The sequence below is a fragment of the Pseudomonas sp. MH10 genome, assembly GCF_034353045.1.
Classification (GTDB): domain Bacteria; phylum Pseudomonadota; class Gammaproteobacteria; order Pseudomonadales; family Pseudomonadaceae; genus Aquipseudomonas.
The window spans coordinates 4,571,484-4,597,744 of the sequence record NZ_CP133783.1; the positions used below are offsets into that span (position 1 = coordinate 4,571,484).

At 54.4% G+C, this 26,261-nt stretch carries 20 protein-coding genes; 13 read left to right on the forward strand and 7 right to left on the reverse strand.

Annotated features, from left to right (window positions below; genetic code table 11):
* Positions 1-166: 166 nt before the first annotated feature.
* The 4 genes from RHM59_RS20530 to RHM59_RS20545 are packed head-to-tail and all read left to right on the forward strand — an operon-like array spanning position 167 to position 5,992.
* Entirely contained in the window at positions 167-2,443 is a 2,277-nt protein-coding gene (locus tag RHM59_RS20530; RefSeq protein WP_416195031.1) for a pyridoxal-phosphate dependent enzyme, read from the forward strand.
* A 9-nt stretch (positions 2,444-2,452) separates the two neighbouring features.
* Positions 2,453-3,499 carry an iron-containing redox enzyme family protein gene (locus tag RHM59_RS20535; protein ID WP_322285292.1) on the forward strand — a complete coding sequence of 349 codons (1,047 nt, stop codon included), beginning with the start codon at positions 2,453-2,455 and terminating at the stop codon, positions 3,497-3,499.
* A 16-nt stretch (positions 3,500-3,515) separates the two neighbouring features.
* Positions 3,516-4,763 carry an ATP-grasp domain-containing protein gene (locus tag RHM59_RS20540; protein WP_322285293.1) on the forward strand — a complete coding sequence of 416 codons (1,248 nt, stop codon included), beginning with the start codon at positions 3,516-3,518 and terminating at the stop codon, positions 4,761-4,763.
* 38 nt (positions 4,764-4,801) lie between these two features.
* Positions 4,802-5,992: an MFS transporter gene (locus RHM59_RS20545; RefSeq protein WP_322285294.1), complete on the forward strand. Its 1,191-nt coding sequence runs from the start codon at positions 4,802-4,804 to the stop codon at positions 5,990-5,992.
* A gap of 136 nt (positions 5,993-6,128) precedes the next feature.
* Here the strand turns inward: RHM59_RS20545 and RHM59_RS20550 are convergent, their stop codons facing one another.
* Positions 6,129-7,376 carry an MFS transporter gene (locus RHM59_RS20550; protein ID WP_322286732.1) on the reverse strand — a complete coding sequence of 416 codons (1,248 nt, stop codon included), beginning with the start codon at positions 7,374-7,376 and terminating at the stop codon, positions 6,129-6,131.
* 331 nt (positions 7,377-7,707) lie between these two features.
* On the opposite strand from RHM59_RS20550, the gene RHM59_RS20555 reads away from it, so the two are divergent.
* Genes RHM59_RS20555 through RHM59_RS20565 form a run of 3 tightly spaced genes read left to right on the forward strand, consistent with a single transcriptional unit; the run spans position 7,708 to position 10,342 of the window.
* Positions 7,708-9,150 (forward strand): cytochrome ubiquinol oxidase subunit I, encoded by a 1,443-nt coding sequence (locus RHM59_RS20555; RefSeq protein ID WP_322166156.1) that lies wholly within the window; start codon positions 7,708-7,710, stop codon positions 9,148-9,150.
* A 3-nt stretch (positions 9,151-9,153) separates the two neighbouring features.
* Positions 9,154-10,161, forward strand: a complete 1,008-nt coding sequence (gene cydB, locus RHM59_RS20560; protein ID WP_322166155.1) for a cytochrome d ubiquinol oxidase subunit II — start codon at positions 9,154-9,156, stop codon at positions 10,159-10,161.
* Positions 10,162-10,174: 13 nt separating this feature from the next.
* On the forward strand, positions 10,175-10,342 hold the full coding sequence (locus tag RHM59_RS20565) for a DUF2474 domain-containing protein (protein WP_322166154.1): 168 nt from the start codon (positions 10,175-10,177) through the stop codon (positions 10,340-10,342).
* A 168-nt stretch (positions 10,343-10,510) separates the two neighbouring features.
* Here the strand turns inward: RHM59_RS20565 and RHM59_RS20570 are convergent, their stop codons facing one another.
* Together RHM59_RS20570 and RHM59_RS20575 are read right to left on the reverse strand one after the other, a co-directional pair.
* Positions 10,511-11,635, reverse strand: coding sequence for a methyltransferase (locus tag RHM59_RS20570; RefSeq protein ID WP_322184833.1), 1,125 nt, complete (start codon positions 11,633-11,635; stop codon positions 10,511-10,513).
* A 124-nt stretch (positions 11,636-11,759) separates the two neighbouring features.
* On the reverse strand, positions 11,760-12,227 hold the full coding sequence (locus RHM59_RS20575; protein WP_322184835.1) for a helix-turn-helix transcriptional regulator: 468 nt from the start codon (positions 12,225-12,227) through the stop codon (positions 11,760-11,762).
* A 195-nt stretch (positions 12,228-12,422) separates the two neighbouring features.
* Here RHM59_RS20575 and RHM59_RS20580 point away from each other — a divergent pair, with 195 nt between their 5' ends.
* A complete protein-coding gene (locus tag RHM59_RS20580) occupies positions 12,423-13,199 on the forward strand; it encodes a ferredoxin--NADP reductase (protein ID WP_322184837.1) in 777 nt (258 codons plus the stop codon).
* A gap of 53 nt (positions 13,200-13,252) precedes the next feature.
* Here RHM59_RS20580 and mscL read toward each other — a convergent pair whose 3' ends face one another.
* Positions 13,253-13,702 (reverse strand): large-conductance mechanosensitive channel protein MscL, encoded by a 450-nt coding sequence (gene mscL, locus RHM59_RS20585; RefSeq protein ID WP_322166150.1) that lies wholly within the window; start codon positions 13,700-13,702, stop codon positions 13,253-13,255.
* Between the two features lie 194 nt (positions 13,703-13,896).
* On the opposite strand from mscL, the gene radA reads away from it, so the two are divergent.
* The gene (gene radA / locus RHM59_RS20590; protein ID WP_322285295.1) at positions 13,897-15,264 is read left to right on the forward strand and encodes a DNA repair protein RadA; all 1,368 of its coding nucleotides are present in this window, start codon (positions 13,897-13,899) and stop codon (positions 15,262-15,264) included.
* Positions 15,265-15,371: 107 nt separating this feature from the next.
* Here the strand turns inward: radA and RHM59_RS20595 are convergent, their stop codons facing one another.
* Entirely contained in the window at positions 15,372-15,740 is a 369-nt protein-coding gene (locus tag RHM59_RS20595; protein WP_322166148.1) for a PilZ domain-containing protein, read from the reverse strand.
* 206 nt (positions 15,741-15,946) lie between these two features.
* Between RHM59_RS20595 and RHM59_RS20600 the strand changes: the two genes are divergently transcribed.
* The 4 genes from RHM59_RS20600 (at position 15,947) to RHM59_RS20615 (ending at position 20,483) form a co-directional block, all read left to right on the forward strand.
* Complete coding sequence (locus RHM59_RS20600) at positions 15,947-18,052, forward strand: carbon starvation CstA family protein (RefSeq protein ID WP_322285296.1); 2,106 nt, start codon at positions 15,947-15,949, stop codon at positions 18,050-18,052.
* Positions 18,045-18,242 carry a YbdD/YjiX family protein gene (locus tag RHM59_RS20605; RefSeq protein ID WP_322166146.1) on the forward strand — a complete coding sequence of 66 codons (198 nt, stop codon included), beginning with the start codon at positions 18,045-18,047 and terminating at the stop codon, positions 18,240-18,242. Before RHM59_RS20600 ends, RHM59_RS20605 begins: the two co-directional genes overlap by 8 nt.
* Positions 18,243-18,316: 74 nt before the next feature.
* Positions 18,317-19,297: a GTPase gene (gene yjiA, locus RHM59_RS20610; protein ID WP_322166145.1), complete on the forward strand. Its 981-nt coding sequence runs from the start codon at positions 18,317-18,319 to the stop codon at positions 19,295-19,297.
* Between the two features lie 85 nt (positions 19,298-19,382).
* Positions 19,383-20,483 (forward strand): IS110 family transposase, encoded by a 1,101-nt coding sequence (locus tag RHM59_RS20615; RefSeq protein ID WP_322167083.1) that lies wholly within the window; start codon positions 19,383-19,385, stop codon positions 20,481-20,483.
* A gap of 401 nt (positions 20,484-20,884) precedes the next feature.
* Here RHM59_RS20615 and glyA read toward each other — a convergent pair whose 3' ends face one another.
* Positions 20,885-22,138, reverse strand: coding sequence for a serine hydroxymethyltransferase (gene glyA / locus RHM59_RS20620; RefSeq protein WP_322184843.1), 1,254 nt, complete (start codon positions 22,136-22,138; stop codon positions 20,885-20,887).
* 211 nt (positions 22,139-22,349) lie between these two features.
* Positions 22,350-26,219 carry an EAL domain-containing protein gene (locus tag RHM59_RS20625; RefSeq protein ID WP_416195032.1) on the reverse strand — a complete coding sequence of 1,290 codons (3,870 nt, stop codon included), beginning with the start codon at positions 26,217-26,219 and terminating at the stop codon, positions 22,350-22,352.
* Positions 26,220-26,261: the final 42 nt, after the last annotated feature.

The following is a 26,261-nucleotide window of genomic DNA, read 5'->3' on the forward strand; positions in this document are numbered from 1 at the left end:
ATAAAACTACCGTGGTTGAGTAACTCGAAGCGGACCGTGTGGGCGAAACTGGAGTGTAACCAACTGACTAACTCCTTTAAAGTAAGGGGGGGCTTATAACGCGATTAGAAAGATTGCTCCCGATGTTCCTATTTTTACGGCATCTGCGGGTAATCATGGTCTGGCAGTGTCATATGTTGCCCAAGAAATGAAAAGAAAGTGTACCGTTTACGTTCCAGTCAATGCCTCGGAGTTAAAGCTCAGACGATTAATCAATGGCAACGCCTGTGTCGAAGCTGCTGGTAAAGATTTGTATGAATCGTCAGAAATTGCAAAACGACAAGCTCGTAAAGTTGGTGGGATATTTATTTCCCCTTTTTCTCACCCTGACGTCATAAAGGGACAGGGTACTTTGGGGATGGAAATGCTGGAAGAGGCTGCCGTTGCGTTCGAGAATCTAATCATTCCGTTCGGCGGAGGTGGGTTGTTGGCCGGTGTTGGTGCGGTATTTAGAACCCATAGCCCAGATACCAAAATTATTGCGGTGCACCCTGAAGCGTTCAATCGCAACTTCAAGGACGGACTGTCAGCCGCGCTGCGTAAAGGAGTTTACCCAACTGTCGCGGACGGTCTAGCCGTACAGCACGGTGTCGAAGATGCTGAGCTGCTGCAGTTTGTATCACCTCTCATCGACTCCGATAGAGCTGTAAGTGAAAAAGAAATTGAGTGCGCCATTGTTGCGCTTCTGCATAACGAGGGAATTCTGGCCGAAGGAGCTGGTGCGATATCTCTCGCTCCACTGATTTCTGATCTGGGTGGAAGCGATATCCAGGGAAATACACTGGTGATTATAAGTGGCGGTAATATTTCGACATCCTCCGTAATGAAATGTCTTGCCACTCATGAGTGTAATTCGAACTCCGCAAAGCTTCTTGGTCACCAGTCGGTGAAACGAGTTGCCGAAATGGAGCGGGAATATATTGTTTCGGAAGGATCTCTCGTTGTTGCGAGTGACAGAGAAGCTGAATGTGTTGAGGTCAGTATCTGGTTCGGACTATCGAGAAAACTAGTTGCTAGGCTCGACGCGTTATTGCGTGATATTAAGCGGCATAAGGAGTATGCGATAGGAGAAGGGCTCGACGTAGATCTCGAGACTGTCGACTATGTTTTTCGTCGGACGAGTGAAGTCATCACAGAGTTAAACAAGGTGGATAGTACCACTCATGATCTAGACAGAATGAGAAGTGTTTACAGATTGAAACTTCAGGAGTTTGGGTTTCTGAGAAATAGTTTGGCTTGGTGCAGCGCAAGTAACGATCAGAGTGGCCGTGTTATGTTTTTTGACCCTCAGGAAAATAATGAGGGCAGCCTTAACTATGACCGATACGGATCTATGCTTTTACGAGAAGTTGAGATTGATTTGTTGTTGAGCCTAGGCTTCGATACTGGTAGTCAGGATCTTTTGCTTGTATCTTCAGGCCAGGCCGCTTATACCGTTATCGAAAGTTTTCTTTTGGGGAATGTCTTAGTCCCTGGAGCAAGTATAGTAACATCTCCTTATATATATTTTGAAGCGTTGGAGCAGTTAGAGCGGTTAAAGCATATTGAGTTGACCCGATCCAAGACTTGGGATCTTGACTCGTTAATAGACTTAGTGAATGCCAAAGACGCTACCGTTATTTTTCTCGATGCGCTGGCAAATTTAGGTGAAATGAATGTCCTTGATCTAAGTGGTTTGGCACGGAAGTTGGAGGCGCAGTCGTGGGGGGATAAATGGCTGGTTATAGACGGGACAATGGTGTCCGGTGGCGTTGACGTCTTTGCTCTTTTTTGTGCGGAAAACCATCCAACAGTTCTTTATTACGAGAGTGGAAGTAAATACTTGCAATTTGGGATGGATCTTCAAATGGCTGGTGTCGTTGTTGCTCCAAAAAGCCACATAGCAAAACTGGCTGTAAGCAGGAGAAATACAGGCAGTGTAATGTACCAATCCGCAGTAACTAAGCTACCTGATTATGATCGAAAAATATTTTTGATTAGAATGAAGTTGCTTAGCAAAAATGCGGCTTTTTTTGTTGAAGCTATTTCAAATGAACAGAATTTGATCGCTCGGCTTGATATAGCCTATCCCTCAGATTGGTATGCGCTAGGTTGGCAGCATGGAGGAGGCGTTGTAGCAATTTCCATGAAGGACGGAGGATTCAACAATCGTGCATGTCTTGAAGGGTTTATAGGGCTTCTTCTGCAGCGCTGTCGCGAACGAAAAGTCGAAATTACGAAGGGGGTGAGCTTTGGCTTTTCGACCATTCGCGTTTCGGCAGCAGCTGCGATGGCAGACAATATGCCGCCTTTTCTGCGTTTTTCGATGGGCGAGGAAAACTCAGTTCAGATGCTAGCTATTACGCAAGTCACCATAGAAGTGTTGCATGAGTTCTTTGATAAATTTGACCGTTGTGAAAAATAGGGAAGGAATATGTCAACTTTTGAGTCTGTGGAATTGAATGGCGTAAAAGAAAATTATGCGCGATTTGAATATAAGAATAAATTTGTATCCAGTATTCAGGCTAAAATTGAATCGGGAAGTCTAGCCTTTCTCGAAACTGAAGACGGAGAGTTGTTGGGGCTTCTTGCCGTCGAGCTCACTCAAGCTTTTAAGTATGGTAATGATGAGAGTCTTACGGCATTGCACTTTGTAGCGAATGAATTATTGAACCGTCGCTACCTCCTTGTCGGTGACGCAGTCGAATTATCACCTTTGATGTTCAAGGTTCAACAACTAATAATGGGTGCGCAGATAGACAGTGATTTGGCGCAGGTGAGTGAAGAGAATTTACCGGTTACAGCCGAACAATTCAGAAAGTGGTTTTCTGCAAGAAGCACTAAATATGAGGTATCTACACATCCTTTGTTTGATTATATTAGAGATCATGCGACGATGGATCAGTTTCATTACTTTATTGAAACTGAGGCAGGTGTGCATGCTTCATTTGATGATGTAATAGCGCTCAATCAAGTGGGAGTAAGGGGCGCCGCAAAACTGGAATTTTTCGAAAATTTCAAAGACGAGTTAGGGGGCAGCGATCCAGATAGATTTCATCTTGCTATGTTTGGTCGGCTGATTTCAGAGCTTGAGATCGGAACGGTCAAGAAAAGTAGTCTTGCGTGGCAAGCTATGGCGTGCGGAAACTATATGCTCTATTTAGCTCATTTTCGAAGCCTTTACCACTATTGCGCTGGTTACTTGTGTTTTTTGGAAGCGTTGACCCCCAATCGTTTTGCAAGTATTGCAATGGGCAGAAAACGCTTAGGGTTGTCTGGAGACGGGCTTGCTTATCATTACGAACACTCCGAGCTAGATGCAAAACATGCTGATGGGTGGCTGGAAAATATTATCTTATCCGAGATAAACCAGAAGGGCGCTGGAGTGGCAAAGCTATTTGCGAAAGGCGTTCTTTTGAGAGAGTTTGCTTCTACACGCTATTGGGACTCTGTTCTTTTAAAGTTTAGGCCTAATCATTAATTCCGAGGAATTTTTTTTGGATACTATCATATTCGTTGAGGCAAGTCAGACTGGTGCAGGAGAAGTAGCATGCCGCTATGCCCGTCAATGTGGTTATAGTGTCGTTCTGTTAACCACAGACCCCGGTCGTTATCCGCAGGCTATCGTCCAATATTGTAATCATGTGGTTAGCGTGGATACGATGGATGTGTATGAAATGGTAGAGGCTTTAGCAATGCTAATGTCAGTGGAAGATATAAAGGCTATTACTACAACTAGCGATTTTTCTGTTGTTGAGGCGGCACAGCTCGCACAGTATTATTTGCTGCCTACTAATACACCAGATGCAGTCAGGCTGTTCAAAAATAAGTATGCTGTACGTCAAGCAATTGATCTCGTTGATTCGTCGCTTAATCCTAAGTATTGCTTGATTGAGAGTCTGGCAGATGCTGACGAATTTATCGAGAGTACGGGTTTCCCATTTATCGCCAAACCTGTGAACGGTAATGATAGTTTGTATGTGAAGAAGGTTCGCAACATCGAAGAGCTTGAGGAGTATCTCGTCATCCGTGACCGTTGGGGGGTAGATGCTTCCGGTCGAGATTTTGCTATTGGCGTTTTATTAGAGGAAATTATTGGAGGGGAGGAGTTTTGTGTTGATTTTCTAAAACCAGTTAATGGTGATTTAATACTGGTCGGTGCTTTTAGAAAGATAATATCTAATGGCCTTGGTACTGATTATATTAAAATTGGTGCTAGTTTCCCTGCTCCTCGTGGAGAGACTAAGTTGCTATTCGATAAAATTTCCCCCGTTTTGAATCAGTTAAACTTCGAAGTGGGTGCTGTAAATATTGATTGTAAAATTGTAGGTGCAGATGTAAAGATCTTAGAGATTAATCCTCGTCTAGTCGGGGATCAGATGGGAAGTCATATGGTTGAGATAGCAACTGGAAAAAATCCGGCTCACGCGGTTGTTGATCTTGCGATGGGTAAAAACCTTGAATGGCAACCGACTATTTCGAGAGGAGTAGCGATACACAGGTTGACGATGCCGATAGCCGGATATTTTTTAGGTTTAAATAATAAAGAGGAGATGATTGCCCTTGCCGGTGTTGAGAGTATCAAAGTGCTAGGTATATTAAATAATTGGTACGAGCCGGCTGAATCTAATCAAGGTGTTATAGGTTCGGTAATTGTCTCCCATAACTCTGCATCTGAAGCTATGGATCTTGCTACCTCTATCGCAAAATCTATAAAGATAAATATTAAAAAAACATTGCATTGAGTGGGTTGGGCTATTTGCTTTGATTGTTCGGTGATAACATGCTAGCTAAGCTTCCAGTAATTATAAAACTTCAGCTTTTGGCAGCAGCCTGCAATAGCGCTGGCGGCATCCTAAAACTGTTTCTGCCGCTGTTTTTTTACGAAATTTATCATTTTGATTTCACAATTATCGCGTGGCTGATGGGGGCTTATGGCGCCGGATGCATTGTTGGCGCTTACTTCAGTGGGGTGCTGTCCGAGTATTTAAATGCTCAGTGGATCGCTGGGAGCTCATTGTTGTGCAGCGGTGTGGTCTCCGCTGCATTTTCGCTGGTTCCACCATTGACGGTTTTATTCCTTATTGTTCCGTTGGTTGGAATTTTCGATGGAGCCTTTCGCCCGGTCAATTTGCGGCTAATTACCGATGCCAGTCCCCGGGAACTTAAGCTCCCTGTTCAGGGGCTGCATCGGGTTGTGTTTAATCTTGGTATTGCCGCTGCTGGCCTTATTGTTGGCACCTTGGTGAGTTTCGGATACGAGTATGTATTTCTGTTCCAAGGAGTGCTCAATGTATTTGGTAGTCTTTTTTTGCTGAGCTACGCATACAAATACGCTGGAGCACTGTGGGGTTATACAAAAAGTGCCACAACAGAATCTCCGCAAGAAATGTCAGCAACAGCATGCTCCCCATGGAGAGACACGTTATTTCTACTCTTCATCTTTGGGCAGCTTCTTGCCCTGGGCATTTTCGATCAAATGTACGGTACGTTCGGGGTGTTTTTACGCGAGCATTCCAACGCTGGACCGGAATGGATTGCTTATCTGTTCTCAATGAATGCGGTGTTGGTAGTGATATTGCAGATGCCCGTAACTCGGCTAATCGACCGCCACGGGATGGTTGCCGCTGCCCGGATAGGGATTGTTTTTCTGAGTTGTGCGTTCTTGTTGCTAAACGCGGGCGATCACATTGGGTGGGCGGTTTTGACAATGCTGGTCATTACGGCAGCCGAGTTGTTGTTGATTCCCGTCTGGACGCTGGTTGTCCTGGCACGTGCTGAATCTCGTCAAAAGGGCAAGTACCTGGGCATATTCACGGCGGCATGGTTGGGGCACTCACTCTACGGCCCTAGCCTAGGCATGTGGATATACGGTGCATACGGCGGTTCTATGCTTTGGTGGATTTGTGCGTGTGTAGGGGCGGTAGTATTCGTTCTGCATTATTCGACAGTCGTGCGGCTGGAGCGCGGATAATTAGTTTGAAAGCTCGCGAACTTCCCCAGGTGTGGTCGGCTGCAAATTCTATGGGAGCAAGCATGCTTGCGAAGGCCGCGACGCGGTCTGTCAGGTACGCCGCGCTGCCCGATTCCCGACGAATTTGGTCAAATGACTAAACCGCCTGCTTTTCCTGCTCCACAACGATGTCCCGCATCCGGTCACGATTAGCCAATGTAGGGAACAGTTTGACCCAGGTTCCAGTCACCACCAGCGTACCGATACCGCCCAGTACCACAGCGGGCACGGTGCCGAACCAGTGGGCGGTCAGGCCCGATTCGAATTCGCCGAGCTGGTTGGACGCGCCAATGAACAAGCCATTCACCGCGCTGACCCGGCCGCGCATTTCGTCGGGGGTTTCGAGCTGAACGAACGAGGCGCGAATGACCATGCTGATCATGTCTGCCGCGCCGAGCACTGCCAGCACTGCCAGCGAAAACCAGAACGACGTCGACAGGCCAAAGGCGATGGTTGCCACGCCGAACACGCCCACTGAGGTGAACATCACACGACCGACATTACGGTCCACTGAGAATCGTGCCAGCCAGAACGACATCAGCAGCGCGCCCACTGCTGGAGCCGAACGCAGCAGGCCAAGGCCCCACGGCCCGGTGAGCAAAATATCTTTGGCGAACACCGGCAGTAGCGCCGTGGCCCCGCCCAGCAGTACTGCGAACAAATCCAGTGAAATCGCGCCGAGAATGTCCGGACGGCTGCGGATAAAGCGAATGCCTGCCAGCAATGAATTTAGGGTTGCTTTACCTGTGTTCAACGGTGTTTGACGCGCAGGCAGGTTAAACATCAGTACGCAGGCAATGATGTACAGCGCCACGGTCGGTCCGTAGACCCAAGAGCTGCCGAAGGCGTACAAAAAGCCGCCGAGAGCGGGCGCAACAATGGTCGCCGATTGCTGAGCCGACTGTGCAGCGGCCACCGCTCGCGGGAACAGCGTATTGGGCACGATGGAAGGCAGCAGCGCCTGAGTCGTTGGCATTTCGAACGAACGGGCCGCGCCGAGTAAAAACGACAGGATGAAGATTATTTCTGGGGTAATGGTGCGGGTGCTGCTGCTGATGAACAGCGCCAGTGCGATCAACGCTTGAGCCGCCTGACAAATCGATGCGACCTTGCGCCGGTCATAACGGTCTGCCACGTGCCCGGTGTGCAGCATGAAAATGACCCGTGGAATGAACTGAACCAGGCCCACAAGCCCCAGGTCCAGTACGTTGCCGGTCAATTGGTAAATGTTCCAGCCGATGGCGACGCTGAGCATCTGAAAGCCGCTGGCGGTGAAAATTCGTGCAAACCAAAACGCCAAAAACGGACGATGGTGACGCAATAGCGTAGCTTCTTGGTTCGGCATTTCGGGTGCGGCCTCGACGGTGACGGGCGAGGTTACCATGTGCTTTGTAACATTTGTTTGCGTCAGTGATAGTTGTCGTACCTCTTGTCACGAAGTGAGACAACTCGCCACGCGACAATCAACCGCACAGTTCAAGCCCCGAAATAGGTCTACTCTTTGATCCATGGTTGATCTGGATCAAGGTGTCGCACGGCGCTTTATTCCAGGTCTTCTGCAATCCTGCGTCGCGAAATTATTACAGAAAAATTCCAACACCCAGCACTCATATCTGTGGGGGCAGTTGGTGCTGACCTTGGTCAGTCGCCACAATCACCTGATTAGAGGAAGACCTATGTTCGGTTTGGAGGCAATTGATCTCGCCCGAATTCAGTTCGCATTCACCATTTCGTTTCACATCCTGTTCCCTGCCATCACCATTGGTTTGGCAAGTTACCTGGCGGTACTCGAAGGGTTGTGGCTGAAGACCAAGAACGATGTATACCGAGATCTGTACCACTTCTGGTCGAAGGTTTTTGCGGTTAACTTCGGCATGGGCGTGGTCTCTGGGCTGGTGATGGCCTATCAGTTCGGTACCAACTGGAGCCGGTTCTCTGACTTCGCCGGTTCCGTCACTGGTCCGCTGCTGACCTATGAGGTGTTGACTGCGTTCTTCCTGGAAGCTGGTTTCCTTGGGGTCATGCTCTTCGGCTGGAACAAGGTCGGGCGTAATTTACACTTCTTCTCCACCGTCATGGTCGCTATCGGCACCCTGATTTCGACATTCTGGATTTTGGCGTCCAACAGTTGGATGCAAACGCCCCAGGGTTTTGAAATAGTCGACGGCCGAGTGATCCCGGTGGATTGGCTGGCGGTGATTTTCAACCCGTCGTTCCCGTACCGCTTGGCGCACATGGCCACTGCGGCGTTTGTCGCCACCGCCTTCTTTGTCGGATCCTCTGCTGCTTGGCACCTGTTGCGTGGTCGCGATACCCCGCAAATCCGCACGATGTTGTCCATGGCAATGTGGATGGCGCTGGTGGTCGCGCCAATACAAGCGGTGATCGGCGATTTCCACGGCCTTAATACGTTGAAGTATCAACCGGCTAAAATCGCCGCGATTGAAGGCCACTGGGAAAACGATGGCGACAAGCCTACCCCGTTGATCCTGTTCGGTCTGCCGGACATGAAAGCCGAGAAAACCAAATACGCTGTAGAAATCCCCTACTTGGGCAGCTTGATCCTGACGCACACCTTGACCGAGCAAGTGCCAGCGCTCAAGAGCTTCAAGCCTGAAGATCGGCCTAATTCGACCATTGTGTTCTGGTCGTTCAGGGTCATGGTTGGCTTGGGCTTCCTGATGATTTTCACCGGGTTGTGGAGCCTCTGGCTGCGGATGCGCGGCAAGCTCTATCAATCCCGAGCGTTCTTGTACATGGCGTTGTGGATGGGGCCATCGGGGTTGATCGCAATGTTGGCCGGTTGGTTCACCACTGAAATCGGGCGCCAGCCATGGGTGGTTTACGGCCTGCTACGCACCGCAGATGCGTCTTCCGGGCATAGCTTCGGGCAGATGAGCCTGACGCTGGGCTTGTTTGTGGTGGTCTACTTCACGCTGTTCGGTGTGGGTCTGGGTTACATGATGCGTTTGGTGCGCAAAGGTCCGATCAACAACGAAGGCAAGGAACAGAAGCACGGCGGTCCTGGCCAGAAACGTACGCCTGCTCGTCCACTCTCCGCTGCCGTTGAAGGCTCCGAAGACGGCGACCCACACGACAGCCTGAGCAAGGGGAACTGAGTCATGGGTATTGATCTTCCGCTGATTTGGGCCGTAATCATCATCTTCGGCATCATGATGTACGTGGTTATGGATGGCTTCGACTTGGGCATCGGGATTCTTTTCCCGTTCATCAAGGACGATTCTGAGCGTGACGTGATGATGAACACGGTCGCGCCGGTGTGGGACGGTAATGAAACCTGGCTGGTATTGGGCGGCGCGGCGCTGTTTGGCGCGTTCCCGCTGGCCTATGCGGTCGTATTGTCGGCGCTGTACTTGCCGCTGATTCTGATGCTGATTGGTTTGATCTTTCGCGGCGTGGCCTTCGAGTTTCGCTTCAAGGCCAAGGCTGAGAAACGTCATTTGTGGGACATGGCGTTTATCGGTGGCTCGCTGACGGCTACGTTCTTTCAGGGCGTCGCGCTGGGGGCCTTTATTGACGGTATTCCGGTGGTCAATCGACAGTTTTCCGGTGGCTCATTGGATTGGCTGACGCCGTTTACGCTGTTTTGCGGGGTGGCGCTGATCGTTGCGTATGCGCTGCTGGGCTGCACGTGGTTGATCATGAAGACTGAAGGCAAGCTGCAAAAGCAGATGCATGATTTGGCGCGACCGTTGGCGTTGGTGGTGTTGGCCGTGACGGGCGTTGTCAGTATCTGGACACCTCTGGCCCATGCCGAAATCGCCCACCGTTGGTTCAGCCTGCCGAACCTGTTCTGGTTCTTGCCAGTGCCAGTGTTGGTGCTGGTCACGATGTACGGTTTGTTTAAAGCGGTGGCTCGGAACGCTCACTACACGCCTTTTCTGTTGACGCTGGTGTTGATCTTTCTCGGCTATAGCGGTTTGGGGATTAGCCTGTGGCCGCATATCGTGCCGCCGTCGATCACCATTTGGGACGCCGCCGCGCCGCCGCAAAGCCAAGGCTTTATGTTGGTGGGCACGCTGTTCATCATCCCGTTCATTCTGGGTTACACGTTCTGGAGCTACTACGTGTTCCGCGGCAAGGTGACTCACGAAGACGGTTATCACTAGGGGGGATGCGCTGATGGCTAGCAAAGGGTCTGTTCACGAACCAGACCCGGCCCTGAAAAAGCCGATGTGGCAGCGGGTCGGGTGGTTGATTGTGATTTACGTCGGCAGCGTAACAGCGCTGGGCATTGTCGCCTACGGCATGCGCTTGTTCATGAACGCAGCGGGGTTGACCAGTCATTAGGTGGTAACCCCACGACCCTGTAGATACCGTCTTGTTGGCGAAGCGCTCGATGCTGCGGTGTGGCAGAAAAGCTTCCCGAATTAATGCGGTCCCACAGGGTTTTACGATTGTCTGTGAGGCCGAATTCGTTCGGAAGGGCGCAGCAGTGCTTCACACAAACCGCGCGATTCACTTCCGCGCTTTAAGCACCATGAACTTTGGCGTAATCGCAATTTGCTCCACACCGCGAAATAATTTCGCCAGTTTGCTGTGATAGCCCAGATGCCGATTGCCGACGATGTACAGCGCGCCGCCAACCACCAGCGCGTCACGGGCCTGCTGGAACATGCGCCATGCCAAGAAGTCGCCAACAACTTGTTGTTGGTGGAACGGTGGGTTGCACAGCACCACGTCCAATGAGTCAGTCTCTTGGCCCGCCAGTCCATCCGCCGCTCGCACGATGACCTCCCGCTCCCCCAATACGGCCTGCCAATTTTCTTGCGCAGACTGCACCGCCATGAACGATTCATCCACCAATGTGTAATGCGCCTGCGGATTGCTCAGTGCGCTGGCAATCGCCAACACCCCATTGCCGCAGCCTACATCCGCGACACGTGCGCAGCCGAGGTCGGTCGGCAGATAAGGCAGAAATGCCCGTGTGCCAATGTCCAGCCCTTCGCGGCAAAACACGTTGGCGTGGTTGAGCAATTCGATGGCAGGCTCATCGAGGGTGTAGCGGGTAGGGTAGGGCGACGGCTGCACGCTCTTGAGTGCGGGCGTGGCAAATAATAAGCGCGCTTTTTTCACTGCCAGTGAGGCACTTACCGTCCCGACGTATTCCTCCAGCAACTCACCCGCAGCACGGGGTAAATGCTTCACCATGGCGGCGGCCACCACTTGGGCACCTGGCGCCAAGTGGCCTTGCAAGCGAATCAGCTGTTCTTCGAGCAAGGCCAGCGTTTTCGGTACGCGGATCAGCACCCAGTCAAACGACCCGGTAAATGACTCGTTTGCCGGAATCATGGGCACGGCGTTGAAGGGCTGGCCATTGCGTACCAGATTTTTTTCCAAACCTTGCAGCGCTAAAAATGAATCGCTGCTGCTGACCACCGCTGCATGGGTGGCCAAACTGGCGGCCAACGCGCCAAAACTGTCGTTGAGCACCAACACTCGGCTGCCCAATGTCAGCCCTTGTTCCGCAACATAACTGAGCAGGTATTCATCCGCAGCATCGAACGCCTGCAAAGGCTCATTCGGCTGGTCAGGCTGGCGGATGAGGTCGAGCTGAGCAAAGCGGCTGTTAAGCAGGGGCATGGGAAAAAAAACTCTGGTTCGGCGTTATTGCACGAACGCCACTGTTTATGGCGCTCGCAGAAGTTGCCGATTTTACGTGTTTTTCGCTCAATGGCCTCTGGTTTTACTCCTCGCTCTAAAACGCTTAAAGAACGCCGCACATGAACGCTTGCGCCACGGCGCCGGTTTTGTTGGCTGCGCCCAGCTTTTTAATCGCATTGCTGATATGAAAACGCACGGTGCGTTCTTTCAAATTGAGAATCGCGCTGATTTCGACTGCAGTCTTGCCGGCAGCGGACCATCTGAGGACGTCCGTTTCCCTGAGCGACAGCGACAGGTGATTGAGGTCCGTGGTCTGGGGTACATATCGTTTGTGCGTGATGGTGTGGAGCAAGTCGCTCAGCCACACGATCTGCTCGGCCTTGTCGACCTGTTTCGCCGAGGACGTAACGTCGTGGGTGCGGGCTTGAACCAGCATTCGTTCAATACCGTTAAGCGCCTGAATAGACTGTGTCCAGCCTTCGGGTTGTATGTAGGAAGGGGCATATTCACGGACTGTTTCATCAACAGCGGAGATCAAACCCTGTACCTCTTCTGCATTCCAGGTTTGCATTTTGAATGTCCGTACTCGTTGTAGGCATTTCAAGTGTAGAAAAAACCTGTCGGGAAAAGAGGGGATAGTTAGATGATTTACCTATGGCGTCTGAACGCTTTTGATTTAAAAGCCACTACAAACCGACGGTGTTTATCGACCGGACTTTGCGGGACACTGATGCACAACGTCCCGCCACAGGAGCCAGAAGCGCACATGACTGCCAGCGCAGAAAAATTTACCCGTCAGACGCTGCTCAACGTCACGCCATTGACGCCTAGCCTGTTCACATTGCGCACTACGCGCGATCCCGGCTTTCGATTCAGTGCGGGCCAATTCGCCCGCCTGGGGGTCGCCAAAGCCGACGGCAGCGTTGTGTGGCGGGCGTATTCGATGGTGTCGTCGCCCCACGATGAGTTCCTGGAGTTCTTTTCTATCGTCGTACCGGACGGGGAGTTCACCAGCGAGCTCAGCCGGTTGCGCGAAGGCGACACGCTGCTGATTGACCGCCAGGCGTTTGGGTACCTGACCCTTGACCGGTTCGCCGATGGACGGGATCTGTGGCTGTTATCCACCGGCACCGGGGTCGCGCCATTCCTTTCGATTCTTCAAGATTTTGAGGTGTGGGAGAAATTCGAGCGCATCATTCTGGTGTACAGCGTGCGCGAAAGTGGTGAATTGGCTTACCAGTCCTTGATCGCCGGGCTGAATGAGCGGGACTATTTGGCCGACTATGCAGGGAAATTGCTGTTTCTGCCGACGGTGACCCGTGAGCAGCATCCCGGGGCACTAAATGGGCGTATCACGCAATTGATCGAAAACGGTGAGCTGGAGAAAGCCGCTGGCATAGCGCTGACCCCGGAGCACTCGCGCGTCATGTTGTGCGGTAACCCGCAGATGATCGAAGACACCCGAACCCTGCTTAAGCAGCGGGATATGCAACTCAGCCTGAGCCGCCGACCGGGGCAAGTGGCGGTCGAGACCTACTGGTAAATCCGGTGCATCACGGTAGCGCCCGTTCGAGCGCGGTAACCGTGAGGTATCTATCAACCCAGGCGGGTCGGATCGGCAAGGATGCTTTCCAGTGGCCGCTCATTCTGCACTTTCAACAAATCACGAATTTCACCCAGTAGCACTTCTTCCGACGTGGGCGCCGGTGGCAGCGTAGGTGCGACCGCCTCTTGGCGCTTGAGGCGGTTGATGGCCTTGACGCCCATAAAAATTGCAAACGCCACGATCAAGAAGTCGATGATCGACTGGATGAACTTACCGTACGAAAGCATCACGGCGGGCAGCGCACCCTCGGCAGGGCGCAGGGTCACGGCCAAATCGCTGAAGTCCACCCCGCCAATCAACAGCCCAAGGGGCGGCATGACCACATCGCCGACGAACGACGAAACGATTTTGCCAAAGGCTGCGCCAATAATGATCCCGACAGCCATGTCGACCACATTGCCTTTGACGGCGAAGGCCTTGAACTCGCTAAGGACGCTCATGAGTTTGTTCCTTTTACAGATGAGTGATTCGAAAGTGTAAGACAGGTCTGCGTATCGTGCTTTTGCGACCTAGCAGTCGACAGGGTTTTCGCCGGTAAGTTTTATCCGAGCGGTATCGCTGCGCCGGCTGGTCGGCGATCCGCAGCGGTACAAACCTGCGTTATGATTGTTCCCTTTTTACGACTGGGGTGGTTATGGCCAAGGCTAAGCGCATGTATGGCTGCACGGAGTGCGGGGCGACTTTTCCGAAATGGGCTGGCCAGTGCGGCGAATGCGGCGCCTGGAACACCTTGGTCGAAACGATGCTTGAAAATGGTGCCGCCACGCCACCCAGCGGACGTACCGGCTGGACCGGGCAAAAAGCACAGATCAGAACCTTGGCCGAAGTCAGCGTCGAGGAGATGCCGCGATTTACCACTAACTCCACCGAACTCGACCGGGTACTCGGCGGCGGTTTGGTGGACGGCTCGGTGGTGCTGATCGGCGGCGATCCGGGCATCGGTAAATCCACCATTCTGTTGCAAACCCTTTGCGCGCTGGCTGAGCAAATGCCCGCGCTGTACGTCACCGGCGAAGAATCGCAGCAGCAAGTTGCCATGCGCGCTCGTCGTTTGGGGCTGGCGCAAGACAAACTTCGGGTCATGACCGAAACCTGTATCGAAACCATTATTGCCACGGCGCGCATCGAACAGCCCAAGGTCATGGTCATCGACTCGATCCAGACCATTTACACCGAACAATTGCAGTCCGCGCCGGGCGGCGTGTCACAAGTGCGTGAAAGCGCGGCGTTGCTGGTGCGCTACGCCAAACAAAGCGGTACCGCGATTTTCCTCGTGGGTCACGTCACCAAAGAAGGCGCACTGGCCGGGCCGCGTGTTCTGGAACACATGGTCGACACCGTGTTGTATTTCGAAGGCGAGTCAGACGGTCGTCTGCGCCTGCTGCGCGCGGTAAAGAATCGGTTTGGTGCGGTCAATGAGTTGGGCGTGTTTGGCATGACCGACAAAGGCTTGAAAGAAGTCTCTAACCCCTCGGCAATTTTCCTGACGCGTGCCGAAGAAGAAGTGCCCGGCAGCGTGGTGATGGCGACGTGGGAAGGCACTCGGCCGATGCTGGTGGAGGTTCAGGCGTTGGTGGATGACAGCCATTTGGCCAATCCACGTCGGGTCACTCTCGGCCTGGACCAGAATCGTCTGGCCATGTTGCTCGCAGTCTTGCATCGCCACGGCGGTATTCCTACCCATGATCAGGATGTGTTTCTGAACGTGGTCGGCGGCGTGAAAGTATTGGAGACAGCTTCAGATCTGGCGCTGATGGCGGCCGTTATCTCCAGCCTGCGTAACCGGCCGCTGCCCCACGACCTGCTGGTGTTCGGAGAAATCGGCTTGTCAGGCGAAGTCCGCCCGGTGCCGAGCGGTCAAGAGCGTTTGAAAGAAGCGGCCAAGCATGGCTTCAAGCGGGCTATCGTGCCCAAAGGCAATGCACCCAAAGAAGCGCCGCCAGGGCTGCAAGTGATAGCAGTCACCCGACTTGAGCAGGCGTTGGACGCCTTGTTCGAGTGATTGAAAAACGTTGGCTCACGTCTGTTCGTAAATCAGGTGTGCGCTGCGAATCTTATTCGCCGAAATACGGGGCCGATTGAGGGGCCAGGATAGAGTGATGCCGTACATCACTCTTCCACTAACGCTCGCATTTCGCGCTCCAACTCTGCCATGTCGCCCAGATTCAACTCGATCAGCCGGCGCAAATGGCTGATCGAATCCAGACCGATGTGCAGACAGACAAACCCCAGCTGTTTGTTCGCTTCATGGCTTAACTCAACATCCATGTGGACATCGACGTCTTCGCTCAAGTGAATCGTGACGCCGAAGGGCCGCTCCGGGTCGCCGAGCCAAGGCGTCGGACGCTGGATCAGTAAGCCTTTGAGGGACAGGTCGGTGAGCTGCACAAGCCAGCGATTCTGGCCTTGACTGAGTTCGGTTTTTGCATCGAAAGCGAAGCGTTTGAAGCGTCGGCGGTCCGCGTGGGAGTCGGTCATGATGTTGTCCTCTGATGCGCTGACTATAGCTTCATACGCTGCGCAGTACGTGTGAACATTTTCTCCCGGCGACTCGTTGAGGCGTTTAGTTCGCGTTTCGTCGGCGATATACCGCTCAAGACGATTGTGGGGGATGGCCTTTCGCGCTGGTGGGGCTAAACTCCGCGGGCTGTTCTTCTAGTCCACTCAGCTGGAAAATAAAAAAAATGAAAAACAATAATAGCCTGCTGCGTCATGTGCCCTGGCTAATCCTCTCGGTCATCGGTGCTTGTGCTCTGGGAGTCGTGGCCTTACGCCGTGGCGAGCCCATCAGTGCGTTGTGGATTGTAGTCGCGTCTATCGCGATTTATCTGGTCGCTTATCGTTATTACAGCCTGTTCATCGCCACTAAAGTGATGCAGCTGGATTCCAATCGCGCCACCCCCGCCGTACTCAATAACGATGGTCTGGACTACGTGCCGACCAACAAACACATCCTCTTTGGTCACCACTTTGCCGCCATCGCTGGCGCCGGCCCACTGGTCGGCCCGGTGCTCGCTGCGCAAATGGGTTACTTGCCCGGTACGCTGTGGCTGATTGCCGGCGTGGTCTTGGCCGGTGCGGTGCAGGATTTCATGATCCTGTTCCTGTCCACACGCCGTAACGGTCGCTCCTTGGGCGAGATGGTGCGCGAAGAAATGGGCGCCATCCCTGGCTCCATCGCGCTGTTCGGTTGCTTCCTGATCATGATCATCATCCTTGCGGTGCTGGCGTTGATCGTCGTCAAAGCATTGGCGGGCAGTCCGTGGGGCATGTTCACGGTACTCGCGACGATCCCGATTGCGATGTTCATGGGCATTTACATGCGCTACATCCGACCGGGCCGAATCGGTGAGATCTCATTGGTTGGCGTGATCTTGCTGTTGGCTTCCATCTGGATGGGCGGGCAAGTCGCTGCTGATCCGATTTGGGCCAAAGCATTTAGCTTCACTGGGGTTCAGATCACCTGGATGTTGGTCGGCTACGGCTTCGTTGCAGCGGTATTGCCGGTTTGGCTGCTGCTGGCACCGCGGGATTACCTGTCTACGTTCTTGAAAATCGGCACCATTCTCGCGTTGGCGATTGGCATTCTGATCATTTCGCCCGAGCTGAAAATGCCGGCGTTGACTCAGTTTACCGACGGCACCGGTCCGGTGTGGAAGGGTGGCTTGTTCCCATTTCTGTTTATCACCATCGCTTGTGGCGCCGTGTCCGGTTTCCACGCGTTGATTTCTTCGGGCACCACGCCCAAGCTGCTGGACAGCGAAGCCAACTCCCGTTACATCGGCTACGGCGCCATGCTCATGGAATCGTTCGTGGCCATCATGGCCATGGTTGCAGCTTCAGTGATTGATCCGGGCGTGTACTTCGCCATGAACAGCCCGGCAGCGATTGTCGGCGGTGACGTGGTAACCGTGGCACAAACCGTCAGCAGTTGGGGTTTTGCGATTACCCCGGACGCGTTGATGGCTGTGGCGAAAGACATCGGTGAAACCACGGTGCTGGCCCGAGCGGGTGGCGCACCCACGTTAGCCGTTGGCATTGCGCAAATTCTGCATAAGGCATTGCCCGGCAAAGACACCATGGCGTTCTGGTATCACTTCGCGATCCTGTTCGAAGCGTTGTTCATTTTGACGGCGGTCGATGCCGGCACCCGTGCCGGTCGCTTTATGCTCCAGGATTTACTCGGCACCATGGTGCCGTCGCTCAAGCGCACTGACTCTTGGCCCGCCAACCTGATCGCCACCGCCGGTTGTGTCGCGATGTGGGGTTATTTGCTGTACCAGGGCGTGATCGATCCATTGGGTGGGATCAACACCTTGTGGCCGTTGTTCGGCATCTCGAACCAGATGCTCGCCGGCATCGCGCTGATGCTCGCCACCGTGGTCCTGATCAAAATGAAGCGTCAGCGCTACATTTGGGTGCCCTTGTTACCAGCGGTTTGGTTGCTGATTTGCACCACCACAGCCGGCTACATCAAGCTGTTCGATCCAAGCCCGGCACTGGGTTTCCTCGCCTTGGCGAGCAAATACAAAACGGCGCTGGACGCGGGTCAGGTACTGGCCCCGGCCACTAGCGTCGATCAGATGCAGCACGTGATTTTCAACGCCTACACCAACGCCACGTTGACAGCGCTGTTCCTGTTCGTGGTATTCGCCATCCTGTTCTACGCGATCAAGGTCGGTGTAGCGGCATGGGGCAGCAAAGAGCGCACCGATAAGGAAGCGCCTTTCCAGGCCATGCCATTGAACACTGGCAAAGCGGGATTCATAGGAGGTGCAACCCATGTTTAATGACTTGAGTCGACTGGGGAAATACCTCGGTCAAGCCGCACGCTTGATGGTAGGCATGCCCGACTACGATAACTACGTCGCGCACATGCAACTGACGCACCCCGACAAACCGATGATGTCCTACGAGGCGTTCTTTCGGGAGCGTCAGGAAGCGCGTTATGGCGGAAAGGGCGGACCCAAGTGCTGTTGAGGCCTTGATTCGCTGCAGGGTTTGATCCAACGCGCCACGCCAGTCGTGGCGCGTTTTTATGTGTAGGAGTACCGATGACCGTTACCACCCCTATTCCGGTTACCGTTCTGAGTGGTTTTCTCGGAGCGGGCAAGACGACATTACTGCGTCATCTGCTCAAGGCTGAACACGGCCTGAAAATCGCAGTTATCGAAAATGAATTCAGCGATGCAGGGATCGACACCCAATTGCTCGGTACCGAGCCCGTGCAAGTCATGACCCTGTCCAACGGCTGCGTGTGCTGCACCATCCACACGGACCTGACCAAAGCGTTGTTCCTGCTGCTTGAACGTCTCGACAGCGGTGAAATTGCCTTCGATCGCTTGGTCATCGAATGCACCGGGCTCGCCGATCCGGCGCCTGTGGCGCAAACCTTCTTCATCGACGAAGAGCTGCGCGAGCGTTACATCCTTGACGGCATCATCACCTTGGTGGACGCCGCCCACGCCGAGCAGCACTTGACCCAAACTATCGCCCAGGCACAGATCGGTTTTGCGGATCGGTTGTTGGTGAGCAAGCGAGATCTGGTGGACGATGCGGCGTTCGAAGCGTTGAGTCTGCGCCTGACGCGAATCAACCGCCGCGCGCCGATTCGTATCGTCGAGCACGGCAACATTGATCTGGCCGAGTTGCTGGACGTGCGCGGCTTCAACCTCAACGCCGACCTTGGCGGCGGCATGAACCTGCGCCCGGTGATGCCAGCGGGCAACTCAATAGATCGCATCACCAGCCTGGTCTTGCGCAGCGATGTCCCATTGGATATCGAAAAACTCAGCGAATTCATGAACGAATTGCTGGAAGAACACGGCAACCAACTGTTGCGCTACAAGGGCGTACTCAGCATCGCCAACGAACCCCGTCGCATGGTGTTCCAAGGCGTGCTGAAGTTGTACGGCTTTGATTGGGACACTGAATGGGCGCAAGACGAAAAGCGCGAAAGCGTCATCGTGTTTATTGCTGATGACTTGCCGGAAGCGAAGATACGGGAAGGGTTTGAGCGGGTGATCGCAGGTTAATTGTAATTGGATGGACTCGCCCAAGCCGAGGCGTCAATGCGCCACGGTGGCAGTCTAAGAAGCCAACGACAGCGAGGGCGAGTCCATGAAAAAGAATACGACGATTAATCAGTCTTTGTCTTCTGCCGCTCTATCGGCCTGCACGACAGTGGCGGTCGATCTTGCCAAGCGGGTATTCCAGGTCGCCGGGGAAGATGCCCTGGGCCATGTACTTTACGAAGAGCGGATCAAGTCGCGCGAAGCGTTTTTTACATTTCTGCGTCACCTGCCGCCAGAGGTCATAGTGCTGGTGGAAACTGGCCCAGGCGCTCAGTCGTGGGCGCGGCAGCTCCAGGATCAGGGCAATCTGGCGCGGATTCTTCCAGCGGGGTTGGTGGCTAATCATCGCAGCGGTGCCAAGAACGATCGCAACGATGCGCTGGCGATATTGCGTGCCGGCCGCGATAGCCGCATTGCGGCTGTGCCCATCAAAAGCACCGCAGCGCTGGCCATGCAGGCCTTGCATCGGGCTCGTCAGGGTTATGTACGCCGCCGTACAACGATCAGTAATCAGATGCGAGGCTTACTGTTAGAGCACGGCGTTGCGCTGGCGCAGGGCGATGTTGCTATCAGCCAAACCATACCCCGAGTGCTGGAAGACGCTACTCAGCCGTTGCCCGATATGTTGCGCGAACTGATAGACGAATTACTGGGTGAATGGCACCACACGGGCGAGCGAATCAACATCTTGACTGGCCGTCTGGAGACTGCTGCGAACGATGACAAAACCGCCAAACGGCTAATGACCGTGCGTGGTATCGGTCCGATTATCGCCACGGCACTGCTGGCCAAGCAGACTGAACCTGAACGCTTCTCCAATGCGCGCATGTTTGCCGCCTACTTCGGCATGGTGCCTGAGCAGCACAGCAGCGGGGAGCAGGTGCGCCTGGGCAAAATGAGCAAGCGAGGCGATGGCTACATACGCAGCTTGATGGTTCAGGGTGCCCATTCGGTGTTGAGGCAACTGCGGCCTGATTCACAGCAGCCCGACGATCTGCGGCTGCTGCGCTGGTTAGGGCGCCTGGGTCGAAAAGAGGCGGCGGTCCGGTTAGCGAACCGTAACCTGCGCATCGTCTGGGCGCTGCTACAGAATGAACAGACTTATCGCCGCCAACCGGCCAATGGCCAAGCTGCGATGGGCCACTGATCCACAGAGTTCTGCCACCGTGGCGCGAAAGCGCTTCAACCCTTGCTAGAAAACATTGACCCCAGGTCAGACCGTCGCGGATTGATGCCTTGGCTCCTACTGGCCCTTGAGGCCTGAATGTAATTGGCATACCGCGAGCTGAACCAATGTTGGCCAGAAGCCGAAGACGGCTTCCTCGAATAGGCCTTATACATAGATGCAACCGGGTAGCGGTGTTTAAAAGCGGGTTGACAGTGGAGGCGAGTCCATACATAGGAGCCAACGTGTTGGCGAAGGGTTTCGCTGCGGTGTATCAGGCACGACGCCTCGCCAGCACGTTGACCCACAGGTTAGGTATCACCCAGACATAAAAAAGCCCGGCATAAGAGCCGGGCTTTTTTATGCAGCCAGTAACGGGTGTGTTAAGCGCCGTAGACCGGTAGCTTCGCACAGATGGCTTTTACTTTTTCACGTACGGCGTCGATCACGGCTTCATTATTCAGGTCTGCCAGGATGTCGCAGATCCAGCCAGCCAGTTCGATGCACTCTGCTTGCTTGAAGCCACGAGTGGTCACCGCTGGCGTGCCGAAGCGCAGGCCGGAGGTGACGAACGGGGAGCGTGGGTCGTTCGGCACCGAGTTCTTGTTAACGGTAATGAATGCGCGACCCAGTGCAGCGTCGGCGTCTTTGCCGGAGATGTCTTGCTTGATCAGCGACAGCAAGAACAAGTGGTTTTCAGTACCACCGGACACTACGTCGAAGCCGCGTTCAATGAATACGCCGGCCATGGCCTTGGCGTTCTTCACCACTTGTTCCTGGTAGGTCTTGAACTCAGGCTGCAGCGCTTCTTTGAAGCAGACTGCTTTGGCCGCGATCACGTGTTCCAGTGGGCCGCCTTGGGCGCCTGGGAAAACGGCCGAGTTCAACTTCTTCTCGATGTCGGCGTTGGCTTTGGCCAGAATCAGGCCGCCACGTGGACCGCGCAGGGTCTTGTGGGTAGTGGTGGTCACTACGTCAGCGTAAGGAACCGGGTTCGGATAAACGCCCGCTGCCACCAGACCGGCTACGTGAGCCATGTCGACGAACAGGTACGCGCCTACTTTGTCGGCGATTTCGCGGAAGCGTGGGAAATCCAGAATCTGCGAGTAAGCAGAGAAGCCCGCTACGATCATTTTTGGCTGGTGTTCAACGGCCAGGCGCTCGACTTCGTCGTAATCAATCAGGCCATTGCCGTCGATGCCGTACTGCACGGCGTTGTACAGCTTGCCCGACGAACTGACGCTAGCGCCGTGGGTCAAGTGACCGCCGTGGGCCAGGCTCATGCCCAGAATGGTGTCGCCGGCTTGCAGCAATGCCAGGTAAACCGCGCTGTTTGCCTGCGAACCGGCGTGGGGTTGAACGTTGGCGTAATCGGCGCCGAACAGCTCTTTGGCGCGGTCGATAGCCAGTTGCTCAACCACATCGACGAACTCACAGCCGCCATAGTAGCGCTTGCCTGGATAGCCTTCGGCGTACTTGTTGGTCAGTACCGAGCCTTGGGCTTCCATCACCGCAGGGCTGGTGTAGTTTTCCGAGGCGATCAGCTCGATGTGCTCTTCTTGGCGCTGAGCTTCTTGCTCCATTGCGGCGAAGAGATCGGAGTCGTACTTGGCGAGAGTCAAATCACGGCTGAACATGGCGGTCCTCATGGATCGGGGCAGTAGAAAAGAGGCCGCATTCTAACCCATAGGGTTTTATCTGGCATATGAAAGGGAATCATGTGCAGGACAAGCGGCGTTCACGCAGGACAAGACCTAACTCTCTGGAGCCAACTTGTTGGCGAAGCGACCTCGCTCACACACTGCGCCAGGCATCTCGCCACTACAAGTTGGCTCTACAGGGCTGCCTTCAATCCAGCATAAACAACGCGTCGTTGCTGAATTGCGCTTCAAAGCGGGCGGGGGGCATTGGGCGGCCGAACAGGTAACCCTGAACTTCGTCACAGCCGTGCTCGCGCAAGAACTCAAGTTGCTCATGAGTTTCCACACCCTCGGCAATGACCGCCAGGTTCAGGCTGTGGGCCATGGCGATGATCGCTCGGGCGATTTGCGCGTCCTGTTCGCCCGACGGCAAACCGTCAACGAAGGAACGGTCGATTTTCAGCACGTCGATGGGGAACTGCTTAAGGTAGTTCAGCGATGAATAACCAGTGCCGAAGTCATCAATCGCGATGCTCAGGCCCAGTTGTTTCAGGCCATCAAGAATAAGCATGGCCTCGTTGACTTCACGCATCAGAATGCTTTCCGTCAGCTCCAGTTCCAGGCAAGCAGGTGGCAGGCCGCTTTCGCTGAGGATGGCGGCGATGCGGGTGCCTAACTGGCCGTCGCCGAATTGCCGGGCTGAAATGTTGACCGATACCTTGGGTACGCGAACGTTAGCTTGATGCCATTCCTTGAGCTGACGGCAGGCTTCGGTCAGCACCCAATCGCCGACCTCGACCACCAGCCCCAGCTCTTCAAGCACCGGTATGAACTCAACGGGCGGCACCAGGCCGCGACGCGGATGACGCCAGCGCAGCAGGGCTTCAGCCCCGGTCAGACGCTTACCGTCGCCACTGAACTGCGGCTGGTAATAAAGCGTGAATTCTTGCTGTTCGAGGGCATGCCGCAGGTCGCTTTCCAGTTCCAAACGCTCAAGGGCGCTGGCGTTCATGTCCGCCTGATAGAACTGGAAGTTGTTCTTGCCGCGTTCTTTGGCGTGGTACATGGCGGTGTCAGCGTTTTTCATCAACTGACTCAGCTCATTGCCGTCCTGCGGGCTAAGAGCAATGCCGATACTGGCAGTGACGAAAAATTCGCGGCCTTCTAGCACAAAGGGCCTGACCAAGCTGCCGAGAATCTGTTCCGCGACATGGATCGCGCGATTCAGCGCGATCTGCCGAGTAGCGCCCGGTTGCAACAGCAACGTGAACTCATCACCGCCCATGCGCGCCACGGTGTCGTCGTCCGCGACGCAACCCAGCAGGCGTGTCGCCATCTCTTTGAGCATGCGATCGCCGGCCGCATGACCCAATGAGTCGTTTATCGGTTTGAAACGGTCAAGGTCGAGGAACATCAATACAACCCACGCTTGCTGGCGCTCGGCCTGTTGCAGGGCGGTGTGCAGACGGTCCTGAAATAGCGTGCGGTTGGGCAAATGAGTCAGGGCGTCGTAATACGCCAGACGATGGATGCGTTGTTCACTGGCCTTGCGCTCACTGATGTCACTGAAGAAGCACACGTAGCTGGCAAGATCGCCTTCGTCGTCGAACACGGCGGTGATGCCGACCCACGCCGGGTAATGCTCGCCACTGCGGCGCTTGAGCCAGACTTCGCCTTCCCAACTGCCGCGTTGATGCAGTTGTTTGAGAATGTAGCGCAGGTGCGCTTCTTGCTGATCATCGACGGTCAGCATGGTGGGCAGTTGATCGAGCACCTGCGCTACGGCATAACCGCTGACCCGACTGAAAGCGTCGTTGGCCTGAACGATATAACCGGCGGGGTCGGTGATCAGGATGGCCGATGTAGAGTGTTCGAACACCGTGGCGGCCATGCGCAGGTCTTTTTCCGCGCGGCGTTGCTGGCTGATATCCCGGCCTACACCGAGAATGCCTTCGAACAGGCCGTGCTCATCCCACACCAAGATCAAGCGCAGCTCAATCGGCACCTTGCGTCCATCGCCGCGCAAGCAATCAAACAGGAACAGCTGTGTTGGCAGCTCCGCGCGCAGGACCGCGAGTTCATCGAGTTTGCCAAGGGATTTGGCCAGCCGGTCGAGCAGCGTGTACATACCGACCAGTTGTTGGGGGTTGGCAATGATCGACTGCCAGCCGTTATCGAGAATCCATTCGGCGCTGTAGCCCAAGACCGTCTGCACCGATGGACTGACGTAGTTGGGTTTCAAGTTGCTATCGGTGGAGAAAATCACGTCACTGATGCTTTCGGCGAGCATCCGGTAGCGCTGCTCACTGTCGCGCAAGGATTCACTGGCTTCGAGCTGCTCGGTGATGTCCTTGGCCAGGCCAATGATCCGCGTAACGTTATTGTCCTTGTCCCACGCGAGCGCTTGTTCACGTACGTCGAAGCGGCGCCATTGGTTGGTGGTGTCGCGAAAGCGCAGTTGGCAATGCAACAGCTCGACGTTGCCGTTTTGCCGCTGCTGAGTGCGCATGTTGTGGTAATACGCGGCATCGTCCGGGTGCAACAGGATTTCCCAGAAATACTCGCCCATCTGCTGCAGCTCGGTTTTGCTGTACCCCAGCGTCTTTCCGAGATGATGGTTGCTGTAGATCATCCGTTGACTGGGCCGGTCCTGCACGTACAAGTGATCCGGAACCGTGTGCACGACGTCGGACCAAAACCGTTCGCGTTCGATCAACGACAACTCGACGCGTTTGCGGCTGGTGATATCGCTGATGCTAAGGATCACCGACAGGTAGTCTGCCGGTTCCGCTGGTAGGCGCATGGTCAGCCACAGGTGTTGATCGTCGCCTTGGGGGTTGGCAACGCGGATCTCCAATTCCAGCCGGCTCTGTTTGCTCAGCACTGCGCGAATCAGTTGCAGGCCAATTCCCGGCAGGCTGTCGGTTTCATCTTTGAACAGTTGGACCCATGCCTGTGAGCTGGACTCGACATGCAGCAGGTCCAAAGCCACTTCGTTGACTTCAGTGATCCGCAGTTGCTGCAGCAGCTCATGGCAGCTCTGGGGATCGGTGGTCAACAAAAGGTCCAGATCGGCAGCGCTTTTCAATTGCAACTGTTCAATCTGGAGCGAAAGGCCTGACAAATTCAGCACGCAAAGCGCGACGTCGGTGCCGTCGAATATGTCGTGATAACGGCGCTGACTTTCGTAAAGCTGGCGTTGCCGGCGACGCAAGCTGGTCAGTGCCAATAACGGTATCAGCGAGCACAATAATCCGATCAGGCATTTGATCAGTAAGGGGGGAATCAAGGCTTGGCGTACGCTACTGGCATCGAATAGACCACGTAATGCCCAATCACCGTTGGTCAGCGGCGACAGCAAAACGGTCTGAATGTCGCTTTGGCTGGTGGCGTCAGGGCTGGCGCTGGCCGCCGCGGCCGCACTGGCTTCGTCACGGTAGATAACGTGCCGGGTAGACGCCGTTTCCAATTGCCACTTGGGCTGAAAGTCTTGGGCGGCTTGCTGGGTCAACGTGGCTAAAATATCCGGCGACAGGCGCAACGCCCAATAGCCTTTTGTCACGTCGCCCGGCTGACGGACCAGGAGATAAATCTGAGCGCCATCGGTGGCGTTCGAAAAATAATAAGGTCGGTCTTTAATACGCTGGGTCAGTTGTGCAAGCAATGCAGCGTCATCTGATGGCGCAATGCCCCGGCTGTCCTTCAGTACTTCCCCGGTGGCGTTCAACCACGCTGCGCTACGCAAAGAAGGTAAGGTCGAGCGCAGGTTGTCCAGCAATTGCGCCTGTTGTTTGGCTGACGGAGCTTGTTGTTTCTGGTCGTCCAGAAGGTTCAGCATGACCTGCGCGGTGAGCGCCATGTTCAGGCTCAAACGATCGGCCAGCAACGTGCTGTAGTCGAGGCTACGCTGTCGCTGTCGGTCTTGGGTTTGCTGGAATTGATCAAGCAGTTGCCATAAAAGCAACATGAGCATCAACAGCACCAACGCTGCCAGCGCACCTTTCAATGAGCCACGCAAAGCTGCCGTGGGCTCGCCGAGAGGAGGGCGTATCGAAGAAGTAGTTATTGGTGTGGACAAACGTTAATCCTGACGACTGGACTGAAGCAGCGAATGCGAAAT

Bases quoted from the DNA above. Each gene is read 5' to 3' on its own strand.
- RHM59_RS20535 (WP_322285292.1), top strand. From the start codon at position 2,453: ATGTCAACTTTTGAGTCTGTGGAATTGAATGGCGTAAAAGAAAATTAT.
- RHM59_RS20545 (WP_322285294.1), top strand. From the start codon at position 4,802: ATGCTAGCTAAGCTTCCAGTAATTATAAAACTTCAGCTTTTGGCAGCA.
- RHM59_RS20550 (WP_322286732.1), bottom strand. From the start codon at position 7,376: ATGCCGAACCAAGAAGCTACGCTATTGCGTCACCATCGTCCGTTTTTG.
- RHM59_RS20555 (WP_322166156.1), top strand. From the start codon at position 7,708: ATGTTCGGTTTGGAGGCAATTGATCTCGCCCGAATTCAGTTCGCATTC.
- cydB (WP_322166155.1), top strand. From the start codon at position 9,154: ATGGGTATTGATCTTCCGCTGATTTGGGCCGTAATCATCATCTTCGGC.
- RHM59_RS20565 (WP_322166154.1), top strand. From the start codon at position 10,175: ATGGCTAGCAAAGGGTCTGTTCACGAACCAGACCCGGCCCTGAAAAAG.
- RHM59_RS20570 (WP_322184833.1), bottom strand. From the start codon at position 11,635: ATGCCCCTGCTTAACAGCCGCTTTGCTCAGCTCGACCTCATCCGCCAG.
- RHM59_RS20575 (WP_322184835.1), bottom strand. From the start codon at position 12,227: ATGCAAACCTGGAATGCAGAAGAGGTACAGGGTTTGATCTCCGCTGTT.
- RHM59_RS20580 (WP_322184837.1), top strand. From the start codon at position 12,423: ATGACTGCCAGCGCAGAAAAATTTACCCGTCAGACGCTGCTCAACGTC.
- mscL (WP_322166150.1), bottom strand. From the start codon at position 13,702: ATGAGCGTCCTTAGCGAGTTCAAGGCCTTCGCCGTCAAAGGCAATGTG.
- radA (WP_322285295.1), top strand. From the start codon at position 13,897: ATGGCCAAGGCTAAGCGCATGTATGGCTGCACGGAGTGCGGGGCGACT.
- RHM59_RS20595 (WP_322166148.1), bottom strand. From the start codon at position 15,740: ATGACCGACTCCCACGCGGACCGCCGACGCTTCAAACGCTTCGCTTTC.
- RHM59_RS20600 (WP_322285296.1), top strand. From the start codon at position 15,947: ATGAAAAACAATAATAGCCTGCTGCGTCATGTGCCCTGGCTAATCCTC.
- RHM59_RS20605 (WP_322166146.1), top strand. From the start codon at position 18,045: ATGTTTAATGACTTGAGTCGACTGGGGAAATACCTCGGTCAAGCCGCA.
- yjiA (WP_322166145.1), top strand. From the start codon at position 18,317: ATGACCGTTACCACCCCTATTCCGGTTACCGTTCTGAGTGGTTTTCTC.
- RHM59_RS20615 (WP_322167083.1), top strand. From the start codon at position 19,383: ATGAAAAAGAATACGACGATTAATCAGTCTTTGTCTTCTGCCGCTCTA.
- glyA (WP_322184843.1), bottom strand. From the start codon at position 22,138: ATGTTCAGCCGTGATTTGACTCTCGCCAAGTACGACTCCGATCTCTTC.